This is a genomic window from Parvibaculum sp., from assembly GCF_039973015.1.
In the GTDB taxonomy this organism is placed as follows: Bacteria; Pseudomonadota; Alphaproteobacteria; order Parvibaculales; family Parvibaculaceae; genus Parvibaculum.
The window spans coordinates 214,840-238,221 of record NZ_JBDWLT010000008.1; the positions used below are offsets into that span (position 1 = coordinate 214,840).

Annotated in this window: 20 protein-coding genes; 14 read left to right on the forward strand and 6 right to left on the reverse strand. The window is 60.0% G+C overall.

All coding sequences use genetic code 11. The features are described 5' to 3' along the window. Positions 1 to 46 precede the first annotated feature (46 nt). Together ABJO61_RS07145 and ABJO61_RS07150 are read left to right on the forward strand one after the other, a co-directional pair. Entirely contained in the window at positions 47 to 715 is a 669-nt protein-coding gene (locus ABJO61_RS07145) for an oxidoreductase (protein ID WP_348327923.1), read from the forward strand. Between the two features lie 105 nt (positions 716 to 820). Beyond that, entirely contained in the window at positions 821 to 2,083 is a 1,263-nt protein-coding gene (locus ABJO61_RS07150) for an MFS transporter (protein WP_348327920.1), read from the forward strand. A gap of 27 nt (positions 2,084 to 2,110) precedes the next feature. Here the strand turns inward: ABJO61_RS07150 and ABJO61_RS07155 are convergent, their stop codons facing one another. After that, the gene (locus ABJO61_RS07155) at positions 2,111 to 3,604 is read right to left on the reverse strand and encodes an NAD(P)/FAD-dependent oxidoreductase (RefSeq protein ID WP_348327917.1); all 1,494 of its coding nucleotides are present in this window, start codon (positions 3,602 to 3,604) and stop codon (positions 2,111 to 2,113) included. A 237-nt stretch (positions 3,605 to 3,841) separates the two neighbouring features. Between ABJO61_RS07155 and ABJO61_RS07160 the strand changes: the two genes are divergently transcribed. Beyond that, on the forward strand, positions 3,842 to 5,068 hold the full coding sequence (locus tag ABJO61_RS07160) for an MFS transporter (RefSeq protein WP_348327914.1): 1,227 nt from the start codon (positions 3,842 to 3,844) through the stop codon (positions 5,066 to 5,068). Between the two features lie 66 nt (positions 5,069 to 5,134). After that, on the forward strand, positions 5,135 to 6,988 hold the full coding sequence (locus ABJO61_RS07165) for a cation:proton antiporter (RefSeq protein ID WP_348327911.1): 1,854 nt from the start codon (positions 5,135 to 5,137) through the stop codon (positions 6,986 to 6,988). A gap of 49 nt (positions 6,989 to 7,037) precedes the next feature. Here the strand turns inward: ABJO61_RS07165 and ABJO61_RS07170 are convergent, their stop codons facing one another. Beyond that, a complete protein-coding gene (locus tag ABJO61_RS07170) occupies positions 7,038 to 7,943 on the reverse strand; it encodes a crotonase/enoyl-CoA hydratase family protein (RefSeq protein WP_348327908.1) in 906 nt (301 codons plus the stop codon). Positions 7,944 to 8,187: 244 nt separating this feature from the next. Between ABJO61_RS07170 and ABJO61_RS07175 the strand changes: the two genes are divergently transcribed. The 5 genes from ABJO61_RS07175 (at position 8,188) to ABJO61_RS07195 (ending at position 13,554) form a co-directional block, all read left to right on the forward strand. Next, positions 8,188 to 9,744 carry an AMP-binding protein gene (locus ABJO61_RS07175; RefSeq protein ID WP_348327905.1) on the forward strand — a complete coding sequence of 519 codons (1,557 nt, stop codon included), beginning with the start codon at positions 8,188 to 8,190 and terminating at the stop codon, positions 9,742 to 9,744. A 130-nt stretch (positions 9,745 to 9,874) separates the two neighbouring features. Beyond that, complete coding sequence (locus tag ABJO61_RS07180) at positions 9,875 to 10,363, forward strand: OmpA family protein (RefSeq protein ID WP_348327902.1); 489 nt, start codon at positions 9,875 to 9,877, stop codon at positions 10,361 to 10,363. A gap of 125 nt (positions 10,364 to 10,488) precedes the next feature. Next, the gene (locus tag ABJO61_RS07185) at positions 10,489 to 10,941 is read left to right on the forward strand and encodes a MaoC family dehydratase (RefSeq protein WP_348327899.1); all 453 of its coding nucleotides are present in this window, start codon (positions 10,489 to 10,491) and stop codon (positions 10,939 to 10,941) included. Positions 10,942 to 11,024: 83 nt separating this feature from the next. Further along, positions 11,025 to 11,444, forward strand: a complete 420-nt coding sequence (msrB, locus tag ABJO61_RS07190) for a peptide-methionine (R)-S-oxide reductase MsrB (protein WP_348327896.1) — start codon at positions 11,025 to 11,027, stop codon at positions 11,442 to 11,444. A gap of 10 nt (positions 11,445 to 11,454) precedes the next feature. After that, entirely contained in the window at positions 11,455 to 13,554 is a 2,100-nt protein-coding gene (locus tag ABJO61_RS07195) for a S9 family peptidase (RefSeq protein WP_348327893.1), read from the forward strand. A 69-nt stretch (positions 13,555 to 13,623) separates the two neighbouring features. Here ABJO61_RS07195 and ABJO61_RS07200 read toward each other — a convergent pair whose 3' ends face one another. Continuing rightward, a complete protein-coding gene (locus ABJO61_RS07200) occupies positions 13,624 to 14,481 on the reverse strand; it encodes a TauD/TfdA family dioxygenase (protein ID WP_348327890.1) in 858 nt (285 codons plus the stop codon). 138 nt (positions 14,482 to 14,619) lie between these two features. Here ABJO61_RS07200 and ABJO61_RS07205 point away from each other — a divergent pair, with 138 nt between their 5' ends. Beyond that, entirely contained in the window at positions 14,620 to 15,411 is a 792-nt protein-coding gene (locus ABJO61_RS07205; protein WP_348327887.1) for a DNA-binding transcriptional regulator, read from the forward strand. On the opposite strand, the gene ABJO61_RS07210 is transcribed toward ABJO61_RS07205, so the two are convergent. Continuing rightward, positions 15,398 to 17,368 carry a cellulase family glycosylhydrolase gene (locus tag ABJO61_RS07210; protein WP_348327884.1) on the reverse strand — a complete coding sequence of 657 codons (1,971 nt, stop codon included), beginning with the start codon at positions 17,366 to 17,368 and terminating at the stop codon, positions 15,398 to 15,400. The genes ABJO61_RS07205 and ABJO61_RS07210 overlap by 14 nt on opposite strands. 142 nt (positions 17,369 to 17,510) lie before the next feature. Between ABJO61_RS07210 and ABJO61_RS07215 the strand changes: the two genes are divergently transcribed. The 4 genes from ABJO61_RS07215 (at position 17,511) to ABJO61_RS07230 (ending at position 21,146) form a co-directional block, all read left to right on the forward strand. Next, positions 17,511 to 18,581, forward strand: coding sequence for a serine hydrolase (locus tag ABJO61_RS07215; RefSeq protein WP_348327881.1), 1,071 nt, complete (start codon positions 17,511 to 17,513; stop codon positions 18,579 to 18,581). A gap of 86 nt (positions 18,582 to 18,667) precedes the next feature. Beyond that, a complete protein-coding gene (locus ABJO61_RS07220; protein WP_348327879.1) occupies positions 18,668 to 18,964 on the forward strand; it encodes a hypothetical protein in 297 nt (98 codons plus the stop codon). A gap of 25 nt (positions 18,965 to 18,989) precedes the next feature. Then, positions 18,990 to 20,231, forward strand: a complete 1,242-nt coding sequence (locus ABJO61_RS07225; RefSeq protein ID WP_348327876.1) for a serine hydrolase domain-containing protein — start codon at positions 18,990 to 18,992, stop codon at positions 20,229 to 20,231. 9 nt (positions 20,232 to 20,240) lie between these two features. Then, positions 20,241 to 21,146: a DMT family transporter gene (locus ABJO61_RS07230; protein ID WP_348327873.1), complete on the forward strand. Its 906-nt coding sequence runs from the start codon at positions 20,241 to 20,243 to the stop codon at positions 21,144 to 21,146. A gap of 428 nt (positions 21,147 to 21,574) precedes the next feature. Here ABJO61_RS07230 and ABJO61_RS07235 read toward each other — a convergent pair whose 3' ends face one another. Both ABJO61_RS07235 and ABJO61_RS07240 read right to left on the reverse strand, forming a co-directional pair. Continuing rightward, positions 21,575 to 22,444 (reverse strand): TauD/TfdA family dioxygenase, encoded by an 870-nt coding sequence (locus tag ABJO61_RS07235; RefSeq protein ID WP_348327870.1) that lies wholly within the window; start codon positions 22,442 to 22,444, stop codon positions 21,575 to 21,577. Between the two features lie 65 nt (positions 22,445 to 22,509). Continuing rightward, positions 22,510 to 23,349, reverse strand: a complete 840-nt coding sequence (locus ABJO61_RS07240) for a TauD/TfdA family dioxygenase (protein WP_348327867.1) — start codon at positions 23,347 to 23,349, stop codon at positions 22,510 to 22,512. Positions 23,350 to 23,382: the final 33 nt, after the last annotated feature.

A 23,382-nucleotide genomic window follows, 5' to 3' on the forward strand; every position in this document is an offset into this window, starting at 1 on the left:
TAGATTGTTTACATACAACAAGTTGAGCGGCATTTCGGGGGAAAACATGAGCAATAGAACGGCGCTTGTCGCAGGCGCGACGGGTCTCGTCGGCGGACATCTCGTCCGTCAACTGATCGAGGATCCCGCCTATGGAAAAATCATCGTGCTGACGCGGTGCCCTCTGGACGGTGTCACATCGCCAAAACTTCAAACCATCATCGCGGATTTCGATGCGCTCGACGGCACCCTGCCGGATATCTCGGCGGAGGATGCTTTTTGCGCCCTCGGCACAACAATCAAAAAGGCGGGGAGCCAGCCCGCCTTTGCCAAAGTCGATCATGACTACATCGTGAGTTTCGCGCGGACGGCGAAGGCAACGGGTGCCAAGCGCTTCATGCTCGTCTCCGCCATGGGCGCGGACCCGTCCTCCTCCATCTTCTACTCGCGGGTGAAGGGGGAAACGGAGCGCGACGTTGCGGCTCTCGGTTTCGAAACGCTGCATATATTCCGCCCCGGTCTTATCCTCGGAGACCGTTCGGAAAGGCGCACACTCGAAGCCATCGGCATGGGCATCGCGCCCTTTCTCAACCCGCTGATGCTGGGCCCCGCCCGGCCATACCGCTCTATCCCTGCGGAAACGATTGCGGGTGGAATGCGAGGGGCTGCGCATGGCCAGGAAAAAGGCGTCCTTATCCACGCCTATGATTCCATCCGCCAATATACAGGCCGGTAAATCGCGGCGCCTGTGGTAAGGTTCCAAAAATGAATTGACTGAGGAGGGAGCGGCAATGGCCGTTTTCAGCGAAATTCCTACTATCGGATGGGCGGGGTTCAGCGCATGAACGGCCCGGGACCGGCCGCGCCGCAGCAGGACAATTCAGACGATGCCGCACGGCAATTGCGGCTGCGTCTCTATCTCGGCGGACAGGCCAGCTGGTTCATCAGCCTCGGCATCCAGTTCGTCATCTTCCCGTTCCTCGTGACGCAAGTGCTTCACGAACCGGCTGCTCGTGTCGGCATCGCGCAGATGTCCTTGATGATTCCGTCGCTCCTTTTCATGCTGCTCGGGGGAACAATTGCCGATCATAGCGATGCGCGCCGCATCCTCATTCGCGTCCACCTCTTCGCAACCGTGCCTCCCCTCGTTCTTGCCCTCGTCTTCCTCACGGACAACCTCAGCTATGCTTCGCTGATCGTCTATGCCCTGACCATGGGTACGCTTGGTGCCTTCGCCATCCCCGCGCGCGACAGCGCGCTGACGCGCGTCGCCGGCACCAATATCCAGCAGGCTGTAACGCTTGCCATGGGGGTGCAGATGGGCTCGCAGCTCATCGGTATGCTTTGCGCCGGTCTTGCGGCGTTCACGGGCACCCCTTCGCTGCTCATCTTTCAGGCGGTTGTGATGTTTGCGGGGTTCTGGGCCTCGGCGAAGCTCGAACCGCTACCGCCGACAAATGCGGCCTCGGCAGCCAACCGTTTCGTGCAGATCGCGGACGGTATAAAATCCGCAGCCGCGACGCCGATCGTCGCGACGGTTATCGCGCTCAATTTCGCGGTCGGCCTGTTCTATGTCGGCAGTTTCCTGGTCGTTCTGCCCTTGATGCTTCGCGACATCTACCAGAGCAACGACGCCCAGTTCACGCGCGATTTCGCCCTCATCAATATCTGTTTCTGGGGCGGGACGATCATTGCCAATCTCGCGCTTTTCCGTGCCGGGCATATCCACCACCGGGGGCGGATCATGATGGCTTCGCTCACGAGCGGTCTCATCATCCTCGCGCTCTTCCACTTCCACATGCCGTTCTGGCTGCTCTGCCTGCTCATTCTTTGGTGGGGCATGGGAGCGGGCACGACCATGACGATGGGCCGCACCATCGTGCAGGTCGCAGCGTCGGAAAACCATCGCGCCCGGGTGCTCGCCGCCTATCAGCTCGGGTTTTCAGGGGGAGCACCGCTCGGCGCACTGACGATGGGATTGCTTGTCGGATGGCTCGGCATTTTCGACGCCGTGCTTATTCCCGCCACCATCATGATCGGCATTCTGGCGATGCTCTACTTTTTCTCGCCGATCTGGGGATATCGCGCCGACGAAACGGGCTGACGCGAAGCGCCAGCCCGTTTGTTCAAATCAGCTGGCGAGACGTTCCGGCTCGCGTTGAGCTTTCGCCGACGGTTTCGCGAATTCCATCACACCGTCATCCACTTTGCCGAACTTCATCGCCATGATGTCGAGGGCATAGTTCTGGTAGAGCTTCCAGGGCTTCTTCGATCCCTGTTTCGGGAACTTGTCGAGCGAACGCTGCACATAGCCCGAGGAAAAATCGAGCCAGGGCTCCTCTTCAACCGAACCGTCACGCAATCGCGGCGTCGCCTGCTTCATACCCTTGTCGTCCATGTGATTGATGAGCCGGCAGACATATTCGCAGGTGAGGTCGCATTTCAGCGTCCATGACGCATTGGTGTAACCGAAGGCCGAAGCGAAGTTCGGGACATCCGAATACATCATGCCCTTGTAGCTCATGGTCTGCGAGAAATCGACGTGATGCCCGTCGGCCGTGAGGTCGAGACCGCCCAATACCTTGAGGTTGAGGCCGGTCGCGGTCACGATCACATCCGCTTCAAGTTCCTCGCCGGACTTCAGCAAGATGCCCTTTTCAGTGAAGGTGTCGATGTGGTCCGTCACTACCGAGGCATTTCCGTCCTTGATGGAATCGAAAAGATCGCCGTTCGGCACGAGGCAGAGGCGCTGATCCCAGGGATTGTAGGTCGGCGTGAAGTGCTTCTTCACGAACTCGGACCCCAGTTGTTCGCGCACACCGCTCAGGATCATCTGCTTGGCTTTTTCAGGCTTTGCCCGGCAGTATTTGAAGAATGCCATGCCGAGCAGCACGTTCTTCCAGCGCGTGAAGCCATAGGCCAGCTTCGCAGGCAGGTTCCGGCGCAGCATGTTCGCGAGGTCGTCTTCGGCAGGCCGCGAGACGACATAGGTCGGCGAGCGCTGCAACATGGTGACATGCGAGGCTTCTTTCGCCATTTCGGGCACGAGCGTCACGGCCGTCGCGCCGCTGCCGATCACGACGACGCGCTTGCCGGCATAATTGAGGTCTTCCGGCCATTTCTGCGGATGCACGATGCGGCCCTGAAAGCGGTCCATGCCGCTGAACTCGGGCGTATAGCCCTTGTCATAGTCGTAGTAGCCGCTGCACATGAAAAGGAAATTGCAGGTGTAGCGGACGCGTTCCTTGCCAGGCCCCTGCTCCGTTTCCACGGTCCATCTGGCATCCTCGCTCGACCAGGAAGCGTTCTTCACCATGTGGTTGAAGCGGATGTGGCGGTCGATACCATTTTCGCGCGCCGTCTCGCGAACATAGTTCAGTATCGAGGGGCCATCCGCGATCGCCTTGGCCTCCGTCCACGGTTTGAAGGAGTAGCCGAGCGTGTACATGTCGGAATCGGAGCGGATACCGGGATAGCGAAAGAGATCCCATGTGCCGCCGATGGCCTCACGGCCTTCAAGAATGACATAGCTCTTGCCGGGGCAATTCTGCTGCAGGTGGTAGCCCGCGCCTATTCCCGAAAGGCCGGCGCCGACGATGAGTACGTCGAAATGTTCAACTGTCATGGATCAACCGAGCTCCAGATTGACGTAGGGACACAAAGACTTCTGATCCCGGATTCCTATCTGGAAGTATCGCGGAATGCACCATCTAATTTACAATAAAGTAAGTAACAACACACCGCCCTTCAAGTGGCGCTGCACAGGGCTGAACAAGACCCTATAGAAAACGTCGAGGGGACGGGACCGAAACCTGAGTGTAGTAAGGTTTCCGAACCAAACTGTTTTGAGGGATTCGGGGGGATGACCACGCCAGCGCGCGATCACACGGCCGACCACCGCTGGTACATGGCGGGGCTGTGGGGCTATTTCCTGGCCGCGGGCATTCAGGGCGTCCTTTATCCCTGGATCATCGCCTTTGTCCTGCATGAAAGCTCGGAGCGCGTGGGTATCGCGCAGATGTTTTCCATGCTGCCGATGCTCCTTCTCGGCCTTTTCGGGGGGGCGATGGCCGATCGTGTGGAGCTTCGCCGGCACCTGATGCGCCTTCAGTCGGTCGCCATGCTGCCGCCGCTCATCCTCGCGGGCCTGATGTATAACGGCATCGTCAGCTACAACATCATGATCCTCTACGTGCTGACACTTTCGACCATCGGCGGATATGTGATGCCGGCTCGCGATTCCATGCTGTCGCGCGTTGCCTCGACGAGCCTGGACGGGAACATCCAGCGTGCGGTCGCGCTGGCCATGAGCGGGCAGTTTCTCGGGCAGGTCGGCGGCTATCTTCTCGGCAGCCCGGCGGAATATATCGGCGCGTGGCCGCTCCTGATCCTGCAAAGTGCCTTGCTCGGTTTCGCCGCTTTCACCACCTCGCGCCTCGCCGCTTCGCCCCCCGAACCACGGGCGAGCCAGCGCCGTTCGCCGCTGCGCGACGTGAAGGAAGGCTTGCTCGCGGTTTGGCATGACGAGCGCATCCGCCCCGTGCTGCTCCTGATGTTCTTTTCGGGCATCCTGTTCATGGGGGTCTTCATGGTGCTGTTCCCGATCCTCATTCGCGACGTCTATCACGGCAGTTCGCGCGAGATCGGCTTCGTCTTCATGTCGTTCTTCGGCGGCATCGGCATTTCCTCCCTTGCGCTCAGCCGCTTCCGGCCGATCCGCAGGCAAGGCCGCGCAATCATGCTCGCCATGTGTACCGGTTCGGTCGTTATGGTCCTCGTGCATTTCAACCCGCCGATCTGGGGCGTCTTTCTGCTCGCGCATGGCTGGGGCCTCGCCGCGGGTATATCGATGAGCCAGTCGCGCGCCATCGTCCAGGAAAGCGCGACGGATGCGCTCAGGGCGCGGATGCTGGCGGGCTTCAACCTGGGCACGATGGGCGGCGGTCCCATCGGCTCACTCCTTGTCGGCATCCTGATCGGCCGCATCGGACCGCTTAACGCCGTGCTGATCCCTTCCGGGCTGATGCTGTTCCTGTGGGCAGCGATTTTCTTCTTCACGCCGCTCTGGAAAATCGAGGCTCCTCGGTAATCCCCGTTTTCCAGGGAACGTGTATGCTGCCTCCCTGCATCACCCTCGTCAGGCAGAGTTTCCCCTATGAATGACAATCCCGCGCTGGCCGCCGCGCTGATCATCCTCCTCGGAACTGCCGCACAATGGCTTTCCTGGTGGATGAAACTCCCGGCCATCCTGCTGCTCCTGATTGCGGGACTTGCCATCGGACCGGGGTTCCATTTGTTCAGCCCGGACGACATGTTCGGCGACCTCCTCTTTCCGTTCGTTTCCCTGGGTGTCGCCGTAATCCTGTTCGAGGGGAGCCTCACCCTGAAGTTTGAGGAAATTCGAGGCCACGGGCAGACCGTGACGCGGCTCGTCACTTTCGGCGCGGCAACGACCATCATCGTGGCGGCGCTAGGCGCCTGGGGCCTCGGGCTGCTGAGCTGGGAAGTAGCGCTGCTTTTCGGCGCTCTCGTTTCCGTCACGGGACCAACGGTCATCCTGCCAATCCTGCGTTCGGTCGGGCTCAAGAAGAACGCCGCCAATATTCTGCGCTGGGAAGGCATCATCATCGACCCTCTCGGCGCACTGGCGGCGGTCGTTATCTTCCAGTTCGTGGCAATCGACACGGCGGACCCCGGCAACCTTCTTCTTATCCTCGAAATTTTTGCCGCGGGCATCGCGCTCGGTGCGGGCGCTGGCTATGCGTTCGGCTGGCTGCTTCGGCGCCACATGCTGCCCGACTATCTGCACAATGTCGGCGCGCTTGCACTCGTGCTCGCCGTCTTCGTCGCATCGAACGAGATTGCGCATGAGTCCGGCCTTCTCGCCGTGACGGTCATGGGGATATTTCTCGCAAACATGCGCGACGTCGACGTCGAGGACATTCTCGATTTCAAGGAAAGCCTCACGGTTCTACTGACCTCGATCCTTTTCATCGTGCTTGCTGCGCGTCTGCCGACCGAAGCCTTCACCGCCAACTGGACCAAGGTCGCGGCGCTGATGGGCATCATGCTCTTCATTGCACGCCCCCTTTCGGTCCTCATTTCCACCATGTGGACCCCGCTGCCCTGGCGTGAACGCGCAATCCTTTCATGGATTGCACCGCGCGGCATCGTGGCGGCGGCAGTCTCCGGTCTTTTTGCCATCCAGCTCGATCAGGCCAATGTCGAAGGCGCACAGCTGCTCGTTTCGCTCACTTTCACGGTCATCGTTACGACCGTGCTGTTGCAGAGCCTCACAGCACGGCCTCTTGCACGACTTCTCGGAGTCGCCGACCCGGAACCGCGCGGCATCCTCATCGTCGGCGGGAACCCTGTCGCGCTCGCCATCGCGACGAGCCTTCACAAACTCGATTTCGAAGTCATCCTCGCCGATACATCATGGGATCTGACACGCAAGGCGCGCATGGCCGGAATCCGCACCTATTTCGGCAATGTCGTTTCCGACGATGCAGACCGGCGGCTCGATCTTGTCGGCATCGGGCAGCTTCTCGCGCTCTCGATGAGGGCGCCGCTCAATACGCTGGCCTGCTTGCGATATGCGCGTGAGTTCGGTTCAAGCTCGGTCTTCCGCATCCGGCTCGCGGACAATGCCGAGGATGTGGCCGCCATCGAGGGCCGTATCCTTTTCAAGGAGGAAGCAACTCTCGAAAGATTGCAGGCACTGATCGAGAAAGAAGGCTACCAGATCAAGGTAACCAAACTCACCGAAGAATATGGCTTCAAGGAAGCCATGGAACAGCAGGCGGGCGACGCCATTCCTCTCTTCGCCGTTTCAAAGGACAAGCTCGTCTATCCCTTCGCCGAGGACCGCACCTTCAAGGCAGGTCCGGGCTGGCAGGTTGCCAGCCTGGTCAAGCCGGCGGCGGAAGCATCTCCGAAGGAAACGTCGGCAATCGACCGCGCAAAATCGCATCTCGACCGGGAAATGCAGCCGAAACTTCCAGAGTAAAAAAGGGCGGGGATAATCCCCGCCCTCGTTTCTTGCCTTGCTTTTCCGGTCAGCTGTATTTGCGCTCATCCCACCAGGGATAGAAGGACGGCATGTCCTTCGACACTTTGCAGGGATAGGTCGCCGGGCGCTTTTCAAGGAAGGACATGACGCCTTCCTTCGCATCTGCGCTGGCGCCGCGCGCATAGATCGCGCGGCTGTCGATCTTGTGTGCTTCCATTGGATGATCCGCGCCGAGCATACGCCACAGCATCTGACGGGTGAGCGAGACGGAAACCGGCGCCGTGTTATCCACGATCTCTTTCGCAAGTTCGCGGGCGGCGGGCAGGAGATCCTCCGGCTTGTGGAGCGAGCGCACAAGCCCGCCCTTCAACGCTTCTTCCGCACCGAAGACACGGCCCGAATAGGTCCATTCGAGCGCCTGGCTGATGCCGACAACGCGCGGCAAAAAGTAGCTGGAACAGGCTTCCGGCACGATGCCACGGCGGGCGAAGACGAAGCCGAACTTCGCATTCTCCGAAGCAAGGCGAATATCCATCGGAAGCTGCATCGTGACGCCAACGCCAACGGCGGCGCCGTTGATCGCGCCGATGACCGGCTTCAAGCTTTCGAAGATGCGCAGCGTCAGGCGACCGCCGCCATCGCGCACACTCTCATGACTCCAGTCGATCTCGCCATTGGCCATGACCGGCGTATTCGCCTTTTCCGGCCGGTCCTCGCGTTCGGCATAATCGAAGGTCTTGGCGCCCGCCGAGAGATCGGCCCCGGCGCAGAATGCGCGGCCCTCACCGGTGACGATAATCGCGCGGACATCGTCATCGGCGTCCGCCTTGTCGAAGGCATCGATCATCTCGAACATCATCTGGCCGGTGAAAGCATTGAGCTTGTCCGGGCGATGAAGCGTCAGGGTGAGGATATTGTCCGCCACCTCGTATTTGATCGTCTCGTAGGCCATTTCTTCGCTCCCTGTTGGTTTTGGCAGTTCGGTTTTCCGATCTTTTGCAGCCTGTCTGGCAGCGCCCTTGCGTCAACTTCGCCGCAAGCGAAGGAAGTTGACGAGCACGTCATCTTGCTGTGTCTTTGCCTCAGACAGGCTCGGAATCTCAAGGGCCCAGATATAACAATGGACTCGCATAAAAGCGAAATCCGGGCAGGGCAAAAGCTCTGCCTCTCAGTTTCATGCCGGGAGACGACCAGTAATGCATCCTTCATCCCATGCCAGAACCACGCCCGACAAACCCGCCTACATCATGGCTGCAACGGGCGAAAGCGTGAGCTTCAAGGAGCTCGACGAACGCTCCAACCAGCTCGCACATCTCTTCCGGGACGCAGGCCTGAAGCCCGGCGACTCCATCGCCGTCTTCATGGACAATAATGGCCGCTACTATGAAATCTGCTGGGCCGCGCAGCGCGCGGGCCTTTACTACACGTGCATTTCCTCGCGCCTCACCGCGAGCGAAGTCGCCTACATCATCGACGATTGCAACGCGCGCATGCTGTTCGCCTCGGCCGAGCTTTCGAAGGTCGCGGAAGAACTGCTCAAGGACGGGCACATGCCTGCGCGGGTCGAAAGGAAATTCGCGGTCTGCGGAAACATTCCCGGCTATGAGGATTTCGAGGCCGCGCGGGCGAAATTCCCGACAACACCCATCGCCGACGAAACCGCCGGCACGGACATGCTCTATTCCTCGGGAACGACGGGACGCCCGAAAGGCGTGAAGCACCCGCTGACGGGAGGCCCCATCGGCGAGGATACGGCGCTCGAAGGCCTGGCGATGCTGCTCTATGGCATGGATGCGAATTCAACCTATCTGTCACCCGCACCGCTTTATCATGCAGCGCCGCTGCGTTGGTCGATGACGGTGCAGCGTCTCGGAGGGACCGTCGTCGTGATGGACCACTTCGATGCGGAAGAATCGCTGCGTCTTATCGAGAAGTACAAGGTGACCCACAGCCAGTGGGTGCCGACCATGTTTGTTCGCATGCTCAAGATGCCCGAGGAAGTGCGCGCAAAATACGACGTATCCTCGCTGAAGGTTGCGATCCACGCTGCGGCGCCGTGCCCGGTTCCCGTGAAGGAGCAGATGATCGCGTGGTGGGGCCCGGTGATTTACGAATATTATGCCGGCTCGGAAGGCAATGGCTTCACCGCGATCAATTCCGAAGAGTGGCTGGCGCATAAGGGTTCCGTCGGCAAGCCGCTCAATGCCGTCGCCCATATCTGCGACGAGGAAGGCAACGAACTGCCCGTCGGCGAGTCCGGCACGATCTATTTCGAGAGCGAAAGCCAGTTCGAGTATCACAACGACCCCAAGAAAACGAAGGAGGCGCGGCATCCGCAACACGCCACCTGGTCGACCCTCGGCGACATCGGGCGCGTGGATGAGGAAGGATATCTCTACCTCACCGACCGCAAGGCCTTCATGATCATTTCCGGCGGGGTAAATATCTATCCGCAGGAAGCAGAGAATATTCTCGTCATGCACCCGAGCGTAGCGGACGTCGCGGTGATCGGTGTGCCGAACGAGGATTTCGGTGAGGAAGTGAAGGCGGTGGTTCAGCCGATCAGCTGGTCGGATGTGGGGCCGGCGCTCGAAGCGGAGCTGATGGAGTTCTGCAAGAAGCATCTCTCCGCCATCAAGTGTCCCCGTTCCATCGACTTCGAGGAGGAGCTCCCGCGCCATCCGACCGGAAAGCTCTACAAGCGGCTCATCCGCGACCGCTACTGGGGCAACCGGGACAGCAAGATCGTCTGACCCTTCAGCACGAGGCAAAGTTTGGAGCGGGCGCCTGTTTGGCGCCCGTTTTCCTTGGCGCATGCGGCCCCCGCTCCGCCCTTTCTTTATGTGCTAGATTGGGACGATTCACCCCCAATGGAGGCGAGACATGAGCAAAAGATTTCGCATGGCGGTTCCCGCTGCGCTGGTGCTGGCGGCGGCGCTTGGCGGGCTGAGCTTCTCAGGCATGGCCGAGGCTCAGACTTCCGAAATGCACACGCAGGGCCATCAGTGCCGGAACCTCGGCAAGTCCAACAAGCTTTTCGACAAGAATTACTACGTCTACTTCGACACCAATTCGAGCCGCATCGATCCCAAATACCAGGACGAATTCGAGCGCATTTACAATCTCGCCAAAGGCCAGAACGCGCAGCAGATCTGTCTCTTCGGCAAGTCGAGCAAAACCGGCAGCCCGGCGGCCAATGCCGAACTGTCCCGCAAGCGCGCCCGAAATGTCGCCGATGCCTTCACTGCCCTTGGCTGGCCGGCATCGAAAATAGCCATCAGCTCCGAAGGGGAAGCCTGGGGCTGGCTTGAAGAAACGCTGACATGGGATGCAAAAGAAGACCGGCGCGTCCGCATCCGGCTGTCGAGGTAGTTTTTCCAAGGGCCTCGCTGGCCGTCGGATTATGAGTTGGAGATATGGGGCCGGGACCGTTACCTTGAGGCCCCCAACCGGCGGCGCGGCCGCACAAATTATAAAATCGCAATGGAGATAACGAGATGCGTGTTTTCGAGACGGTCGCTGACTATGTCGCCGAAAAGGGCAATGAAATTGGTGTGAGCGACTGGGTTACGATCGATCAGGAACGGGTGAACCTCTTCGCGGATGCGACGGGCGACCATCAGTGGATCCATATCGACCCGGAACGCACCCAAAAGGAACTCGGCATGGGCACCATCGCCCATGGCTATCTGACGCTTTCTCTCCTGCCCCATCTCATGGGTCAGATCAGCGGTGTGAAAAGCGCGACACGCGGCATCAATTACGGATCGAACCAGGTTCGCTTCACGAACATGGTGCCGGTCGGTTCCCGTGTGCGCTGCCGGGTGAAGCTTAAGGATGCGGCGCCGAAGGCCGGTGGCACCCAGGTCATCAATGAAGTGACGATGGAGATCGAGGGCCAGGAACGTCCGGCCATGATCGCAGAAACCATCAGCCTGATCTTCGAATAAGGGAGCCGAGCGCGCGCCCGGCTTGCCCGGGCGCTGCGCTCACCCCATATCTCCCCAAGACCCGACACCGACCGGAAGATGCAATGGCCGAGAACAAGCCCGACAAGCCTGCAGAAAACGACGCGGAATGGCGTGAGAAACTCACGCCCGAGCAATATGCCGTCACACGCGAAGCAGGCACGGAGCGCGCTTTTACCGGACCCTGGCTCGACGAGCACCGGGACGGCACGTTCAAATGCGTTTGTTGCGGCGAACCGCTTTTCCGGTCCGAGACCAAGTATGAAAGCGGCTCAGGCTGGCCGAGCTTCTATGAACCGATCAGCAAGGGGGCGGTCGGCGAGCATATCGATGACAGCCACAACATGCGGCGCACGGAAGTCGTCTGTGCGAAGTGCAACGCGCATCTCGGGCATGTGTTTCCCGATGGCCCCCGTCCGACGGGGCTCCGTTACTGCATGAACGGTACGGCTCTCGACTTCGATCCTGACGCTCCGAAAGACTGATACCCAAAACATGAAGCTCACTCCTCCCGGCGTTGCGCCCCGTGCCGAAAAGCGGCCGGTGACTGACGAGCATCACGGCATTTCACGCATCGACAATTACGCCTGGCTCCGCGACGAGAGCTGGCGCGATGTGATGCGCGATCCGAATGTTCTGGACGGACAAATCCGGGCCTATCTCGAAGCTGAGAACAGCTACACGGAAGAGGCGCTCAAGCCTCTCGCAGAGCTGCGCGAGACGCTTTTCAAGGAGATGAAGGGCCGGATCAAGGAGGATGACAGCTCCGTTCCCTCGCCCGATGGCCCCTTCGCCTACTACACCCGCTTTGTCGAAGGTGCGCAGCATCCGCTCTTTTGCCGCCGCCCCCGCGACAGCGAAACGGGCGAGCAACTTGTCCTCGATGCCAACAAGGAAGCGGAAGGCGAGGCCTATTTCCGTGTCGGCGACGTCGATCATGCGCCGACGCACCGGCTTGCCGCCTGGTCCGCAGACCGCAAGGGCTCGGAATATTTCACGATACGCCTGCGAGACCTCGAAACAGGCAAGGATCTTGATGACGAAGTGCCCGATACTTCGCCCGGCATCGCATGGGATGCGCAAGGCGAGAGCTTCCTCTATACGCAAGTGGACGACGAGCATCGCCCGCTGAAGGTATTCCGCCATATCGTTGGAACACCGGCATCCGAAGACAAGCTCATCTATACGGAACGAGATGAAGGCTTCTTTGTCGGCGTCGGCAAGACGCAAAGCGGCAAATGGATTGTCATATCGAGCCACGACCACCAGACGAGCGAAATCTATCTGATCCCCGCAGATGCGCCCGAGACACCGCCAAAGCTCGTCGCGCCGCGCGAAGACGGCGTCGAGTACGATCTTGAGCATGATGCGCCCCGAAACCGCTTTCTCATTCTTACCAATGCGGATGGCGCCGAAGACTTCAAGATTGTCGAAGCACCGGAGGATATGCCCGGTCGCGAGAACTGGCACGATCATATCCCGCACCGGCCGGGCACGCTGATCCTCAACCATGTCGCCTATCGCGACCATTACGTACGCCTTGAGCGAAAAGACGGGCTTCCGCGCATCGCGGTGCGCCGTATTGCCGATGGAAAAGAGCATGAGATCGGCTTCGACGAGGAAGCCTATGACCTCAATATGGGTTCGGGCTACGAGTACGAAACCACGCTGATGCGCTTTGCCTACAGCTCGATGACGACACCGGCCGAGGTCTATGACTACGATCTCGAAACACGGACGCGCACACTTCGCAAGCGCCAGGAAGTTCCCTCCGGGCATAACCCCGCCGATTATGTCACGCGGCGCATCTTCGCTACCGCGTCCGATGGCGAACAAGTGCCGGTATCGCTCGTTCACCGCCGCGACCTTGCGCTCGACGGCAGCGCGCCCTGTCTTCTCTACGGCTATGGCTCATACGGCATAAGCATTCCGGCATCTTTCTCGACGACCTGCCTCTCACTTGCCGATCGCGGCTTCGTCTATGCCATCGCGCATATTCGTGGCGGCAAGGAAAAGGGATATCGCTGGTATTCGGACGGCAAGTTGCTGAAGAAAAAGAACACCTTCACCGATTTCATCGCGGCAGGCGAACATCTGGCGAAAGAGGGCTTTACCTCGCGCGGGAATATCGTCGCACATGGCGGCAGTGCAGGCGGCATGCTGATGGGTGCGGTCGCAAACATGGCGCCCGATCTCTTCAAGGGCATCCTTGCGGAAGTTCCCTTCGTCGACGTGCTGGCAACGATCCTCGATGCTTCGCTGCCGCTCACACCACCGGAGTGGAACGAGTGGGGCAACCCGGTCGAAAGCCGCGAGGCTTATGAGAACATTGCCTCATACTCGCCCTACGACAATGTGCGCAAACAGGCTTATCCCCACATCTTCGCGCTGGGTGGCCTGACCGATCCACGCGTCACCTATTGGGAGCCTGCGAAATGGGTCGCGAAGCTTCGGGAATGCCGAACGAATGACGGTATCACGCTGCTCCACATCAATATGGATGCAGGTCATGGCGGGGCTTCCGGCCGCTTCGAGCGGCTGAGAGAGGTCGCACGCGTCTATGCCTTCGCGCTCGCCGTGACGGAAAAAGCCTGATCCCCAGAAAGCTCGGGCCACACTCCGTCCCCGAAGCGCGGCCCGCAGGCGCCCGTCCCTTGCTGATTTTCAGTAAGGGCGATCGCCAATGATGGTGACGCGTTCCATCTGCCGGACAGCCGGCCAGTAATCCGCGGCGGCATAATGCTGACAGGCGCGATTGTCCCAGAACGCAATCGAGTTCTTCTGCCAGCGGAAACGGCATTGATACTCGGGAACAGCCGCCTGCGCGTAGAGATGCGCAAGCAGGGCGTCGGACTCCGCCTTCTCCATGCCGACGATATGTTGCGTGAAGGCGATGTTCACATAGATGCCCTTGCGGCCTGTTTCAGGATGGGTACGCACGACTGGATGTTCCACCATCGGATACTTCCGGTTCATTTCCTTGATTTCCTCCGGTGTCTTCCCCGCCTTCTCCATCAGCTTGCGAAAATGTGCAAAATCATGGACGGCAACAGCACCGTCGATCTTCCCCTTCACCTCTTCGGATAGACCGTCATAGGCCGCATACATGTCGGAGAAGAGCGTATCGCCACCGACATCAGGGACCTCGACGGCGCGCAAAACGGAGCCAAGCGACGGGCATTCGCGCCAGGTCACGTCGCTGTGCCACTTGTTCTCCTTGCCCGGCCGCTCCCGATTATGGGTGATGGCGAGAACTTCCGGGTAACCTTCCTTGTGGGGGGCGAAGGGATGTACCTCCAGTTCGCCAAACTGGCGGGCAAAGGCGAGATGTTGTTCGGTCGTGATGTCCTGATCGCGGAAGAATATGACCTTCCATTGCAGTAACGCTTCGCGCAGTACGGCCCGCGTTGCGGCATCCGTTGGTCTGGAAAGGTCGATACCTGAAATTTCCGCGCCGATGGCCGGGGTGAGCGGAGCTATCGAAAACGCCGCCGTCTCTGGTAACACAGCTGCCTGACTCATGATTTCCTCCTCCTGACGGGATTCCTCCGATCCCTCGATTGTGGAAGCCTAATGCGAGAATGCGCCCGAGCGCCCGCTCGCAATTTGGAAATTCCATCCTGCGGAATTAAGATATGGGTTTGTGACGCGGAGAGGCCAATGCCGCACTCACCCGGCGACATCGAAGGCGTGCAACCCGTTCTGCGCAGTCTTGCCGTTCTCGAAGCCTTGAGTGCGGCAAGAACGGCGACACTTACTCATCTGCACCATGCGACGGGTCTGCCGAAGCCTACGCTTGTTCGTCTTCTCGACACGATGATCTCCGCCGGCTATGTGCGCCGCATTTCACGCACCGCCGGTTACACGCTTACCGAGCGGGTTCTTCGCCTTTCCAGTGGCTTCCGTCATGCCGATCTTGTCGTGGAAGCATCAAGACCGTTTCTTTCCGCCCTCACGGCAGAGCATAAATGGCCGGTTGCCCTAGCAACGCTCGATCACGAAGCCATGCTGGTGCGCATTTCGACACGTCATCAGAGTCCGTTCAGTACCGATCCGGACTGGTTGAACAGGCGGCTCCCGATGCTCGTCTCGGCGCTTGGGCGGGCATATCTCGCGTTCTGCCCTGCAGAAGAACGGCGTCTCATTCTCGCGGCCCTCAAAAGCTCAAAAGCATCGATGAACACACAGGCGCGCGATGAGAAATATGTTTTGTCCATGCTCGATGCGATCCGCAAGCGCGGCTACGCCACAACCGCACCAATGCGCGGTGACCCCGCAATGGGCCTTGCCATTCCCATCATGGGAGGAGAGAGGGTCGCTGCCTGCATTACCATGCGCTATCTGGGCTCGACCATGAACGAAACGGAAGCCGCCGAGCGCTATCTCGTCCCCATGCAAAATGCCGCAATGGCAATAGCCGCTGCGCATGGACGCATGCTCAGCGGCGCGTAATCGTCACCGCGACCTTGCTGGAGCCGATAGCATGGACGCGAAGGCTCTGGTTGTCCTCGTCGCTGGTCGCTTCGCCGCCTTCGACCTCAACATCGTAGCCGTTCGGATATTGCAGCCGAGGCACGAAGATTTCCGTCTCGCCCCCCTCCTCAGCCTCGTAGACAAAACGAAACGCGCCGCTTTCACGCTTGAACTTCATCTTGAGCGGCCGGCCGGAAATCGCGCGCGCGTAAGGCCTTACGAAGCCCTTGAGGCCGCGGCCGCCACTGTCTATGTCCGAAGGATCGGTCCTCTGGTCGATGCTGTAGATCGAGAGGTCTTCCTGGTTCCAACCGTCGCCCACAGCCTGATCGTTGCGATTGGAAGCGGTGTAGTTCCACTGCGTCGAATTCATCAGCAGCTGGTCGAGCGCGTTATACATGAGGTCGAGCGCAATGATGTGCTTCTCCCAAGGGACTTCCGTCCGGTCGCCTGCGTCCCATGCCTTGTAGGCGGCGGCCTCGTCCAGGTCGAAGGGAATACCGAACTCGCCGAGGAGCGCGGGTGCGCCTTCTCCCCCGTTGAGAGTTACCGAAGCATCCTTCAGACGGCCGAGCTGGCGCACATAGGAAGCCTCGATCGCATCCGCGCCTTCCGTCGTTCGGCCGGTATAGGGATTGACCTTCACCGGGAAGTCGAAGCGCTTGGTCGAGAGTGTCACGATGTCGTACCAGTGGCTTGCATTCACCGTGCGTTCCGGCATGTCCGGCGGAAAGCCATGACCGAGGCCCGCACCCGGGTCGAGTTCTGCAAAAAGCAGCCAGTCCTTGTTGATGGCACGGACACGCTCGGCAACGCGCGCGAAGAACGGCCCCATGAAATCCTTTTCCATTTCGAAGCGGCGATCGCCACGCTCGACGAAGAACTCTTCATTCAAAGCTTCGATCGTGCCACCAGCAAGGCGATAGACGCCCGCGCGCTCGAAGGGGCATGCCGCCTTGTCCTTCCAGATAGACACGCCGTCGGGATTGACCAGCACGTCGCGCTTCTTCACGACGGCACGCTGCTCCCAGTCGATTCCCATTTCGGGGATTTCGCGCGCAAGGCCGCGCGCCGCCGCGAAGCCATCAAGCGGCGACCAGGCAAGCCCCGGCCGCGCGGGAAACGGATTCTTCTCGGTCGGCCCGAGGTGGCGATAGCTGAGCGAGAGGCCTACATAGCCGGAACCCGGCTCATTCAGCGAGTCGAAGCCGATCACATTGGGCAAATCCTTTACCCGTTCGGCCACAGCCTCCATCGCCCCGAGATAGTGCTCCTGCAGAAAGTCCTGCGCGGTCCGGCCCTGCACCATGAAATCCGGGCAGAAGGTATTTCCGGCAAAGAAGAGCGTCCACATGATCGCATTCGCCGGATATTTGTAATTCTGCGACCAGGTCATGGTCGGATAGTTTTCTTCCTGCCGTCCGCCGCGCGCGGCGTCATACTTGTATTGCATGACATGCGCGGCGCCCGAGGCGTGGAACTTCGTGAAATCCAGTCCCACGGCATCGAATAGCCATGCGGGTGCACCGTCGCCACCGGTCATCCGGCTCCAGACGTCCTGATGAAAATCGACGAAGACATACATGCCGTAATCGCCTGCCTTGCGGCAGAGCGTCGCGAAATAATCGAGATAGGCCTCGTCATAACGGAATGGCCCCTCATGCTCGACCGCCTCCCAGGTCGTGAGCAGGCGCAGGCAGTTGAAGCCCCATGCCTTCAGCCGCGCGAAATGCTCGTCCGCCTCCGCGAGCGGAAAAGGACGCCCCACAAACGAGACGGTTCGGTGATCGGCAAAATCGGTGGGGATGTTGGTGTGCCCGTTCGGCGCGTAGGGCACCTTGCAGTCGCCACCGAGATTGACGCCACGCAGGAGGCGCGTCCGCCCATCGGTATCCCTGAACCACTCCCCTTCCATCCCAAGCCGCGGCAGCGTCATCCCGTCCTCCTCTTGTTGTTGATCGGAGGATAACGGGCACGGACCCCAGGGAACAGGCGCAACGGCCAATATTTGCAAGCCGGCGCCCGAGGGGGCACCATCCCGCCATCGAAATATGAGAACCCTTGGGGAGCAGAAGACCGTGAACGCGCCGACGAGTGAGAAGACAAGAGAGAACCTGCCGCCGCTGCCAGCCCAGCCGAAGGGCTTGCCCTGGCCAACCGGGGAATGGCCTGAAAGCGATTTGCCTGCAGGGACCGACAAAAAGCGGCTCGCGGCACTGATGAATCATGCTTTCGCCGACGAAGCCCCCGCCGATCTCGGTGAAACTCATGCCGCCGTCATCATCAAGGACGGCAAGCTCGTACATGAGCGCTACTGGGCGGGCTTCGGACCGGACGTCACCTGCCCCTCGTGGTCAAAGGGAAAAAGCATCACGCATGCTCTTGTCGGCATCCTTGCAGGCGATGGCAAGATCGACATCCATGCGCGCGCCGATGTGCCCGAATGGGCGGACGAGAGCGATCCGCGCCACGGCATTACGCTTGACCTCCTGCTTCGCATGTCCAGCGGGCTCGCCTTCCGCGAGGATTATGTGCCGGAACACCCGTCCGACGTCATCGAGATGCTGTGGGGGGCAGGCAAGGACGATGTGGCGCATTTTGCGGCTTCCTTCCCGCTGGAGCATGAACCCGGCAGCTACTGGTCCTATGCAAGCGGCACCACAAATATCGTGAGCCGCGCAGCGGCGCGCGCCGCGGGCGCCTTCGGTGCGGATTTCGAGGCTTTCATGCGCAAGCGGCTTTTCGATCCTCTGGGCATGACGAGTGCAGCGCCGAAATTCGATGCGGCAGGCACCTTCATCGGCTCCTCCTTCTGCTTTTGCACGCCGCGCGATTTCGCCCGCTTCGGCTATCTCTATCTGCGCGACGGTGTGTGGGATGGCGAACGCCTCCTGCCCGAAGGGTGGGTCGATTATGCGCGCACGCCGACATGGCAGCAGCCGGACAATGAAGGCCCCTATGGCGCGCACTGGTGGCTCGACATTGCTGGCCCCGGCAGCTTCTCGGCCAATGGCTATGAGGGACAATACACGGTCGTGGTGCCAGAGCTCGACATGGTGGTCGTACGGCACGGGAAGACGCCCCTCGAAGCCAAGCTCAATCCGAAGCGGTGGATTGCAGATGTGGTGGATTGTTTCCGCACAGCCTGAGCCCTTCCTCGCGAGGTCAAATTGCGGCGCGCTTCGCTCCCGGCTCGTGTAGACTGCGCCGCGAACAACGGTACAGGGGTATTTCCTTGGGCAGCATCGTCCGTTTTCCCGGCGATCTCATCACCGAACATGACAGACGGCGGCTGACATCCGCCGCGGAGGGGTCTCCGTTCGACCTCGAATTCCGGAAGAACGCGCAAGGCGTCCTCGCCTCCTATCTGACGCGTTGCGGGCATCTGCGCCCGAGCTTTCGCCTTCGGAAGTCACCGGAAGGCTGGGAAGCGATTTCGATGGGAGCAGACGACGCAGGCGTCGTCGCCGCAAGCGGACGCAGTGCGGAAGATCTCTTTCGCGCGCTTCTCCCCTCGTCTGAAAAAAACTGAAAAAACAAATACACGGGAGGATCGAATGAACATTATGGCTGGCATCGCGAAACCGGAGGATCTGGGTCTGGACCCGGCGCGCCTGTCGAACATCACCAACTACTTCCAATCCTATGTGGACCGGGGAAAAATCGCCGGGTTCTCGACACTGATCTCGCGCCACGGCGAGATCGCGCATTTCGAGACGGCCGGACAGCGCGATCGCGAGCGCGCCCTTCCGATGGAGAAGGACACGATCTTCCGCATTTATTCGATGACGAAGCCGATCACGAGCCTCGCATTGATGATGCTCTACGAGGAAGGTCACTTCCAGCTCACGCACCCCGTCTCTCGCTACATCCCGGAATTCAAGGAGCTCAAGGTCTGGGCGGACGGCACAGCGGAAAAATACGAGACGAAGCCCTGCGAGCGCGAGATGACGATCCGCGACCTGCTCACGCATACATCGGGCCTTACCTATGGCTTCATGTACGAACATCCCGTGGACGAGCTCTATCGCAAGGCGGGTATCGAGGGCGCGAACACGGTCGGCCTCACTCTCAAGGAAACGGTTCAGGCGCTGGCGAGTATTCCCCTGCTCTTCTCACCCGGCTCCCACTGGAGCTATTCGGTCGCCACGGATGTCTGCGGCTATCTTGTGGAGGTGCTATCGGGGCGCCCGCTCGACGAGTTTCTGACCTCGCGCATTTTCGCGCCGCTCGGTATGAACGATACGGGTTTCTTCGTACCGAAGGACAAGCTCGACCGGTTCGCAACGAATTATTATCGCGATCCGAGGACGCGTAAATCCGGCATCATGGATGTGGGCGACGAGACAAGCTCCTATGCCAGAGCGCCGCGTTTCCTCTCCGGTGGCGGGGGCCTCACCTCGACCATCGCCGACTACTGGCGCTTCTGCCAGATGCTGCTCAATGGCGGAGAGCTCGAAGGGGTGCGCCTCTGCTCACCAAAGACCATTGAGTTCATGACCATGAACCATCTGCCGGGCGGGCAGACGATGAAGCAGATGTCGATTTCGGCTTTCAGCGAGCTGGCGGCGGAAGGGGCGGGCTTCGGTCTGGGCTTTCAGGTTCTGCTCGACCCCGCCGAATCCCAGGCCATCGGGTCCGTGGGCAATTTCTCCTGGGGCGGTGCCGCATCGACCTATTTCTGGATCGATCCGGAGGAGGATCTGATCGCGATATTCATGACGCAACTCTATCCTTCTTCCACCTACCCGCTTCGGCCGCAGCTTCAGCAACTCGTCTACGGCGCCGTGATCGAGTAACCGCACATCATGCCTCTCTGGATCCCGCTGACGATTGCGGCTGCCTTCCTGCAGAATCTGCGCTCGACACTGCAGAAGCAGCTTACCGGGCAGATGTCGGCCATTGGCGCGACTTATGTCCGCTTCGTCTACGGGCTTCCGGTAGCGGCGCTCTATCTCTTGGGGCTTGCCGCCTTCTCGGATGCGGCATTGCCCCAGCCAAACCCGTCTTTCCTGATTTATGCCGTGATCGGCGGTATCGCACAGATATGGGGAACGGTGCTGCTCGTCGCGCTTTTCGCCTATCGGAACTTCGCGGTGGGAACGACCTATTCAAAGACGGAGACGATCCAGACGGCGCTTTTCGGCATCATCGTACTGGGCGACCATCTCAGCCTCGGCGCTTTCGCGGCAATCCTTATTTCGCTTGCGGGCGTCGTCGCCATTTCCATCGCACAGTCCCATCTTACGCTGGGCACTTTCTGGCGCTCGCTCGGCGAGCGGCCCACTCTCATGGGTATTGGCTCTGGGGCCTGCTACGGCATTGCAGCAGTGTGCTATCGCGCCGCCTCCCTTTCACTGGAAAATCCTGACTTCCTGCTTTCGGCGGGCTACACACTGGCCGCCGTCCTGACCATCCAGACCGTGGTGATGACGGTCTGGCTTTATCTGCGCCATCGCAACGAGCTCGCTGCCTCGTTTCGTACGTGGCGCGTGAGCAGTCTCGTCGGCCTCGCTGGGGCACTTGCCTCGATGGGCTGGTTCACGGCGATGACGATCCAGAATGCGGCCTATGTGCGTGCGCTCGGCCAGATCGAACTCGTTTTCACCTTTGCCTCCTCGCGCTTCCTCTTTCGCGAGAAAACAAATGCCCTCGAACTCACAGGCATAGCGCTCGTGATCGGCGGTATCTTGCTACTGATTTTCGTTCGCTAGGGTTTGTGCCCCTCGTCCCGGGGCACGGCTTGCGCCGGCCCCGGGGTATTGGTGGCCGCGGAAAGCCGAGCTGCCATAGCGTGGGGGGCAAGGGGTCGCTGGCAACTCTTCCGCTGCCACCGCCAGACGCGCTCGGGGTGCGCGCCGAGGTGGGTGCCGGGTGCGAATGCCAAGGTGGTAAGGGGACGCTCCACCGTAAACATCCGCATCTGGCGGTTAGTCTTTATCAGCCTGGAACAGCTATCTGATTTTGTCCGGCCGGGGCTTGGGGGCAATAGACCGAACGCAACCCGACACAGCGACAGTAGAACAGAGAACCCGTTCCGAAAAGAAGATTCGTCCGTAGACGCACGATTCTACCCAGGCTGTCCCGCTGCGGGACAAACCTCGATAGACGACACTATAAATGCCTTCAAAATGTGCGTTCTCTAATGGGGAACATCACCCGCGACAGTCGTGCGATGCATGACGCGCAGATGTCCGTCATAGCCGCCATCCGCATAGTGCAACGTGCAGCGATTGTCCCACATGGTCAGCATCTCCGGCTGCCAGCAATGCCGGTAAACGAATTCATCTTTTGTCATGTGATTGTAAAGAAAGCCGAGCAGTGCCGCCGATTCTTCGTGTGTCATGCCCTCGATGCCGACGGTATAAACGGGACTCGCATAAAGCGCCTTGCGCCCTGTTACCGGATGTGTCCGCACCAGCGGATGCGGGCAAGTCTTCTCCGCTTCCTTACTGACAATAATCTTCATTGTCCGCGCTTCCTTCTCCTGCGCGAAGATACCTTCGGTACCATATGGCAGCGCAGCGCTATGGATCGCGACTAGACCATCCAGCATGCCCTTCATCTTGTCAGAAAGCGCGTCATAGGCGCGGGTGCAATCCGCATAAAGCGTGTCTCCCCCTACTGGAGGCACAACCTTGGAATGAAGAATGGTAGCGGCGGGTGGCTCTTCCTGAAAGCTCCAGTCGGAGTGCCAGCCCGCACCGAAGTTTCGCGCCTTTTCATCCGGCTCGCGGCGAAGCTCGAGAATATGCGGGCGGTCCTCCATCGGCGCGATGAAGGGGTCGTGGCCAAAGGGACCAATCTGGAGCGTAAACGCCTCCAGCTCATCATGGCTGAGCGGCTGACCGGGAAACCAGATGACGGCATGATCGGCCCAGGCTTGCTTCACCTCCGCCAGAATATCCGCTGATAAAGGTTTCGAGAGATCGAGGCCGGTGATTTCCGCCCCGAAACCCCTCTCGTTCGGTCTCACATGAATGTGTCTCGTCCGCGTAGCGTTTTGCGACATGGCTTTCCCTCCCTGCCCTGTTTGCCGGGCTTTGAGGAGAGAGTGCCATATCGCGGAGAGTTGCTCTACTGAAGCGGCACCCCGCTAATCGTGATGCGGTGCATCAGGCGCTTTTCACCGTGATAGTCGTTCACTGCGAAATGCCACGTCGCACGATTGTCCCAGAAAGCGACCGAGCCTTCACGCCACTCGAACCGGCAGGTGAATTCCGGGCTTGCGGCATGGGCATAGAGATATTCCAGGAGGGATTTGCTCTCCGCCCACGTCCAGCCCTCGAAATGGGTCGTGAAGGCCGCGTTCACGTAAAGCGCCTTGCGCCCGCTCAGCGGATGCGTGATGACGACCGGGTGCACCGCCTCGCCGACCATGCTCTCGCCCTTGAAGCCCGAGGCCTGATCGCTGGACTTGTAGGCACCGGCGGTACCGAAGACGTGCGCATTCGAATGCACGGCCTTCAAGCCTTCGAGCGTTTTCTTGAGTCCGTCCGACAGGCCTTCATAGGCCTTGTACATATCGGCGAAGAGCGTATCGCCGCCTGTCTCCGGCAATTCCCGGGCAACAAGGATTGACCCCATCGCAGGCGCGGCATCATAGGAATGGTCGGTGTGCCAGCCGCCGCCGATATTCACCTTCTGCTCCTTCTCCTTCCGCACTTCTGCAATTTCGGGGTATTCGCCATTGGCGGGGAAGAATTTGTTGATGTCGATCTCGCCCCAGCGGCGCGCAAAGGCAATGTGTTCTTCCGGCGTCAGCGTCTGGTCGCGGAAAAAGATCACGCCATAATCACGATAGGCTGCACGGATTGTCTCCATGTCGCTATTGCTCGGATTGGCGAGATCGACGCCAAGAACCTCGGCTCCGCAGCCGGGTGTGACCTTCCTGATGGTTGCCGTCTGGCGTTCCATGATTTTCCTCCCGTGGCATTTCCTCCCTTGAGA

What these genes read in the sequence shown, in the direction of transcription:
- ABJO61_RS07145 (WP_348327923.1), top strand. Translation starts at nt 47, where the DNA reads ATGAGCAATAGAACGGCGCTTGTCGCAGGCGCGACGGGTCTCGTCGGC.
- ABJO61_RS07150 (WP_348327920.1), top strand. Translation starts at nt 821, where the DNA reads ATGAACGGCCCGGGACCGGCCGCGCCGCAGCAGGACAATTCAGACGAT.
- ABJO61_RS07155 (WP_348327917.1), bottom strand. Translation starts at nt 3,604, where the DNA reads ATGACAGTTGAACATTTCGACGTACTCATCGTCGGCGCCGGCCTTTCG.
- ABJO61_RS07160 (WP_348327914.1), top strand. Translation starts at nt 3,842, where the DNA reads ATGACCACGCCAGCGCGCGATCACACGGCCGACCACCGCTGGTACATG.
- ABJO61_RS07165 (WP_348327911.1), top strand. Translation starts at nt 5,135, where the DNA reads ATGAATGACAATCCCGCGCTGGCCGCCGCGCTGATCATCCTCCTCGGA.
- ABJO61_RS07170 (WP_348327908.1), bottom strand. Translation starts at nt 7,943, where the DNA reads ATGGCCTACGAGACGATCAAATACGAGGTGGCGGACAATATCCTCACC.
- ABJO61_RS07175 (WP_348327905.1), top strand. Translation starts at nt 8,188, where the DNA reads ATGCATCCTTCATCCCATGCCAGAACCACGCCCGACAAACCCGCCTAC.
- ABJO61_RS07180 (WP_348327902.1), top strand. Translation starts at nt 9,875, where the DNA reads ATGAGCAAAAGATTTCGCATGGCGGTTCCCGCTGCGCTGGTGCTGGCG.
- ABJO61_RS07185 (WP_348327899.1), top strand. Translation starts at nt 10,489, where the DNA reads ATGCGTGTTTTCGAGACGGTCGCTGACTATGTCGCCGAAAAGGGCAAT.
- msrB (WP_348327896.1), top strand. Translation starts at nt 11,025, where the DNA reads ATGGCCGAGAACAAGCCCGACAAGCCTGCAGAAAACGACGCGGAATGG.
- ABJO61_RS07195 (WP_348327893.1), top strand. Translation starts at nt 11,455, where the DNA reads ATGAAGCTCACTCCTCCCGGCGTTGCGCCCCGTGCCGAAAAGCGGCCG.
- ABJO61_RS07200 (WP_348327890.1), bottom strand. Translation starts at nt 14,481, where the DNA reads ATGAGTCAGGCAGCTGTGTTACCAGAGACGGCGGCGTTTTCGATAGCT.
- ABJO61_RS07205 (WP_348327887.1), top strand. Translation starts at nt 14,620, where the DNA reads ATGCCGCACTCACCCGGCGACATCGAAGGCGTGCAACCCGTTCTGCGC.
- ABJO61_RS07210 (WP_348327884.1), bottom strand. Translation starts at nt 17,368, where the DNA reads ATGACGCTGCCGCGGCTTGGGATGGAAGGGGAGTGGTTCAGGGATACC.
- ABJO61_RS07225 (WP_348327876.1), top strand. Translation starts at nt 18,990, where the DNA reads ATGAACATTATGGCTGGCATCGCGAAACCGGAGGATCTGGGTCTGGAC.
- ABJO61_RS07230 (WP_348327873.1), top strand. Translation starts at nt 20,241, where the DNA reads ATGCCTCTCTGGATCCCGCTGACGATTGCGGCTGCCTTCCTGCAGAAT.
- ABJO61_RS07235 (WP_348327870.1), bottom strand. Translation starts at nt 22,444, where the DNA reads ATGTCGCAAAACGCTACGCGGACGAGACACATTCATGTGAGACCGAAC.
- ABJO61_RS07240 (WP_348327867.1), bottom strand. Translation starts at nt 23,349, where the DNA reads ATGGAACGCCAGACGGCAACCATCAGGAAGGTCACACCCGGCTGCGGA.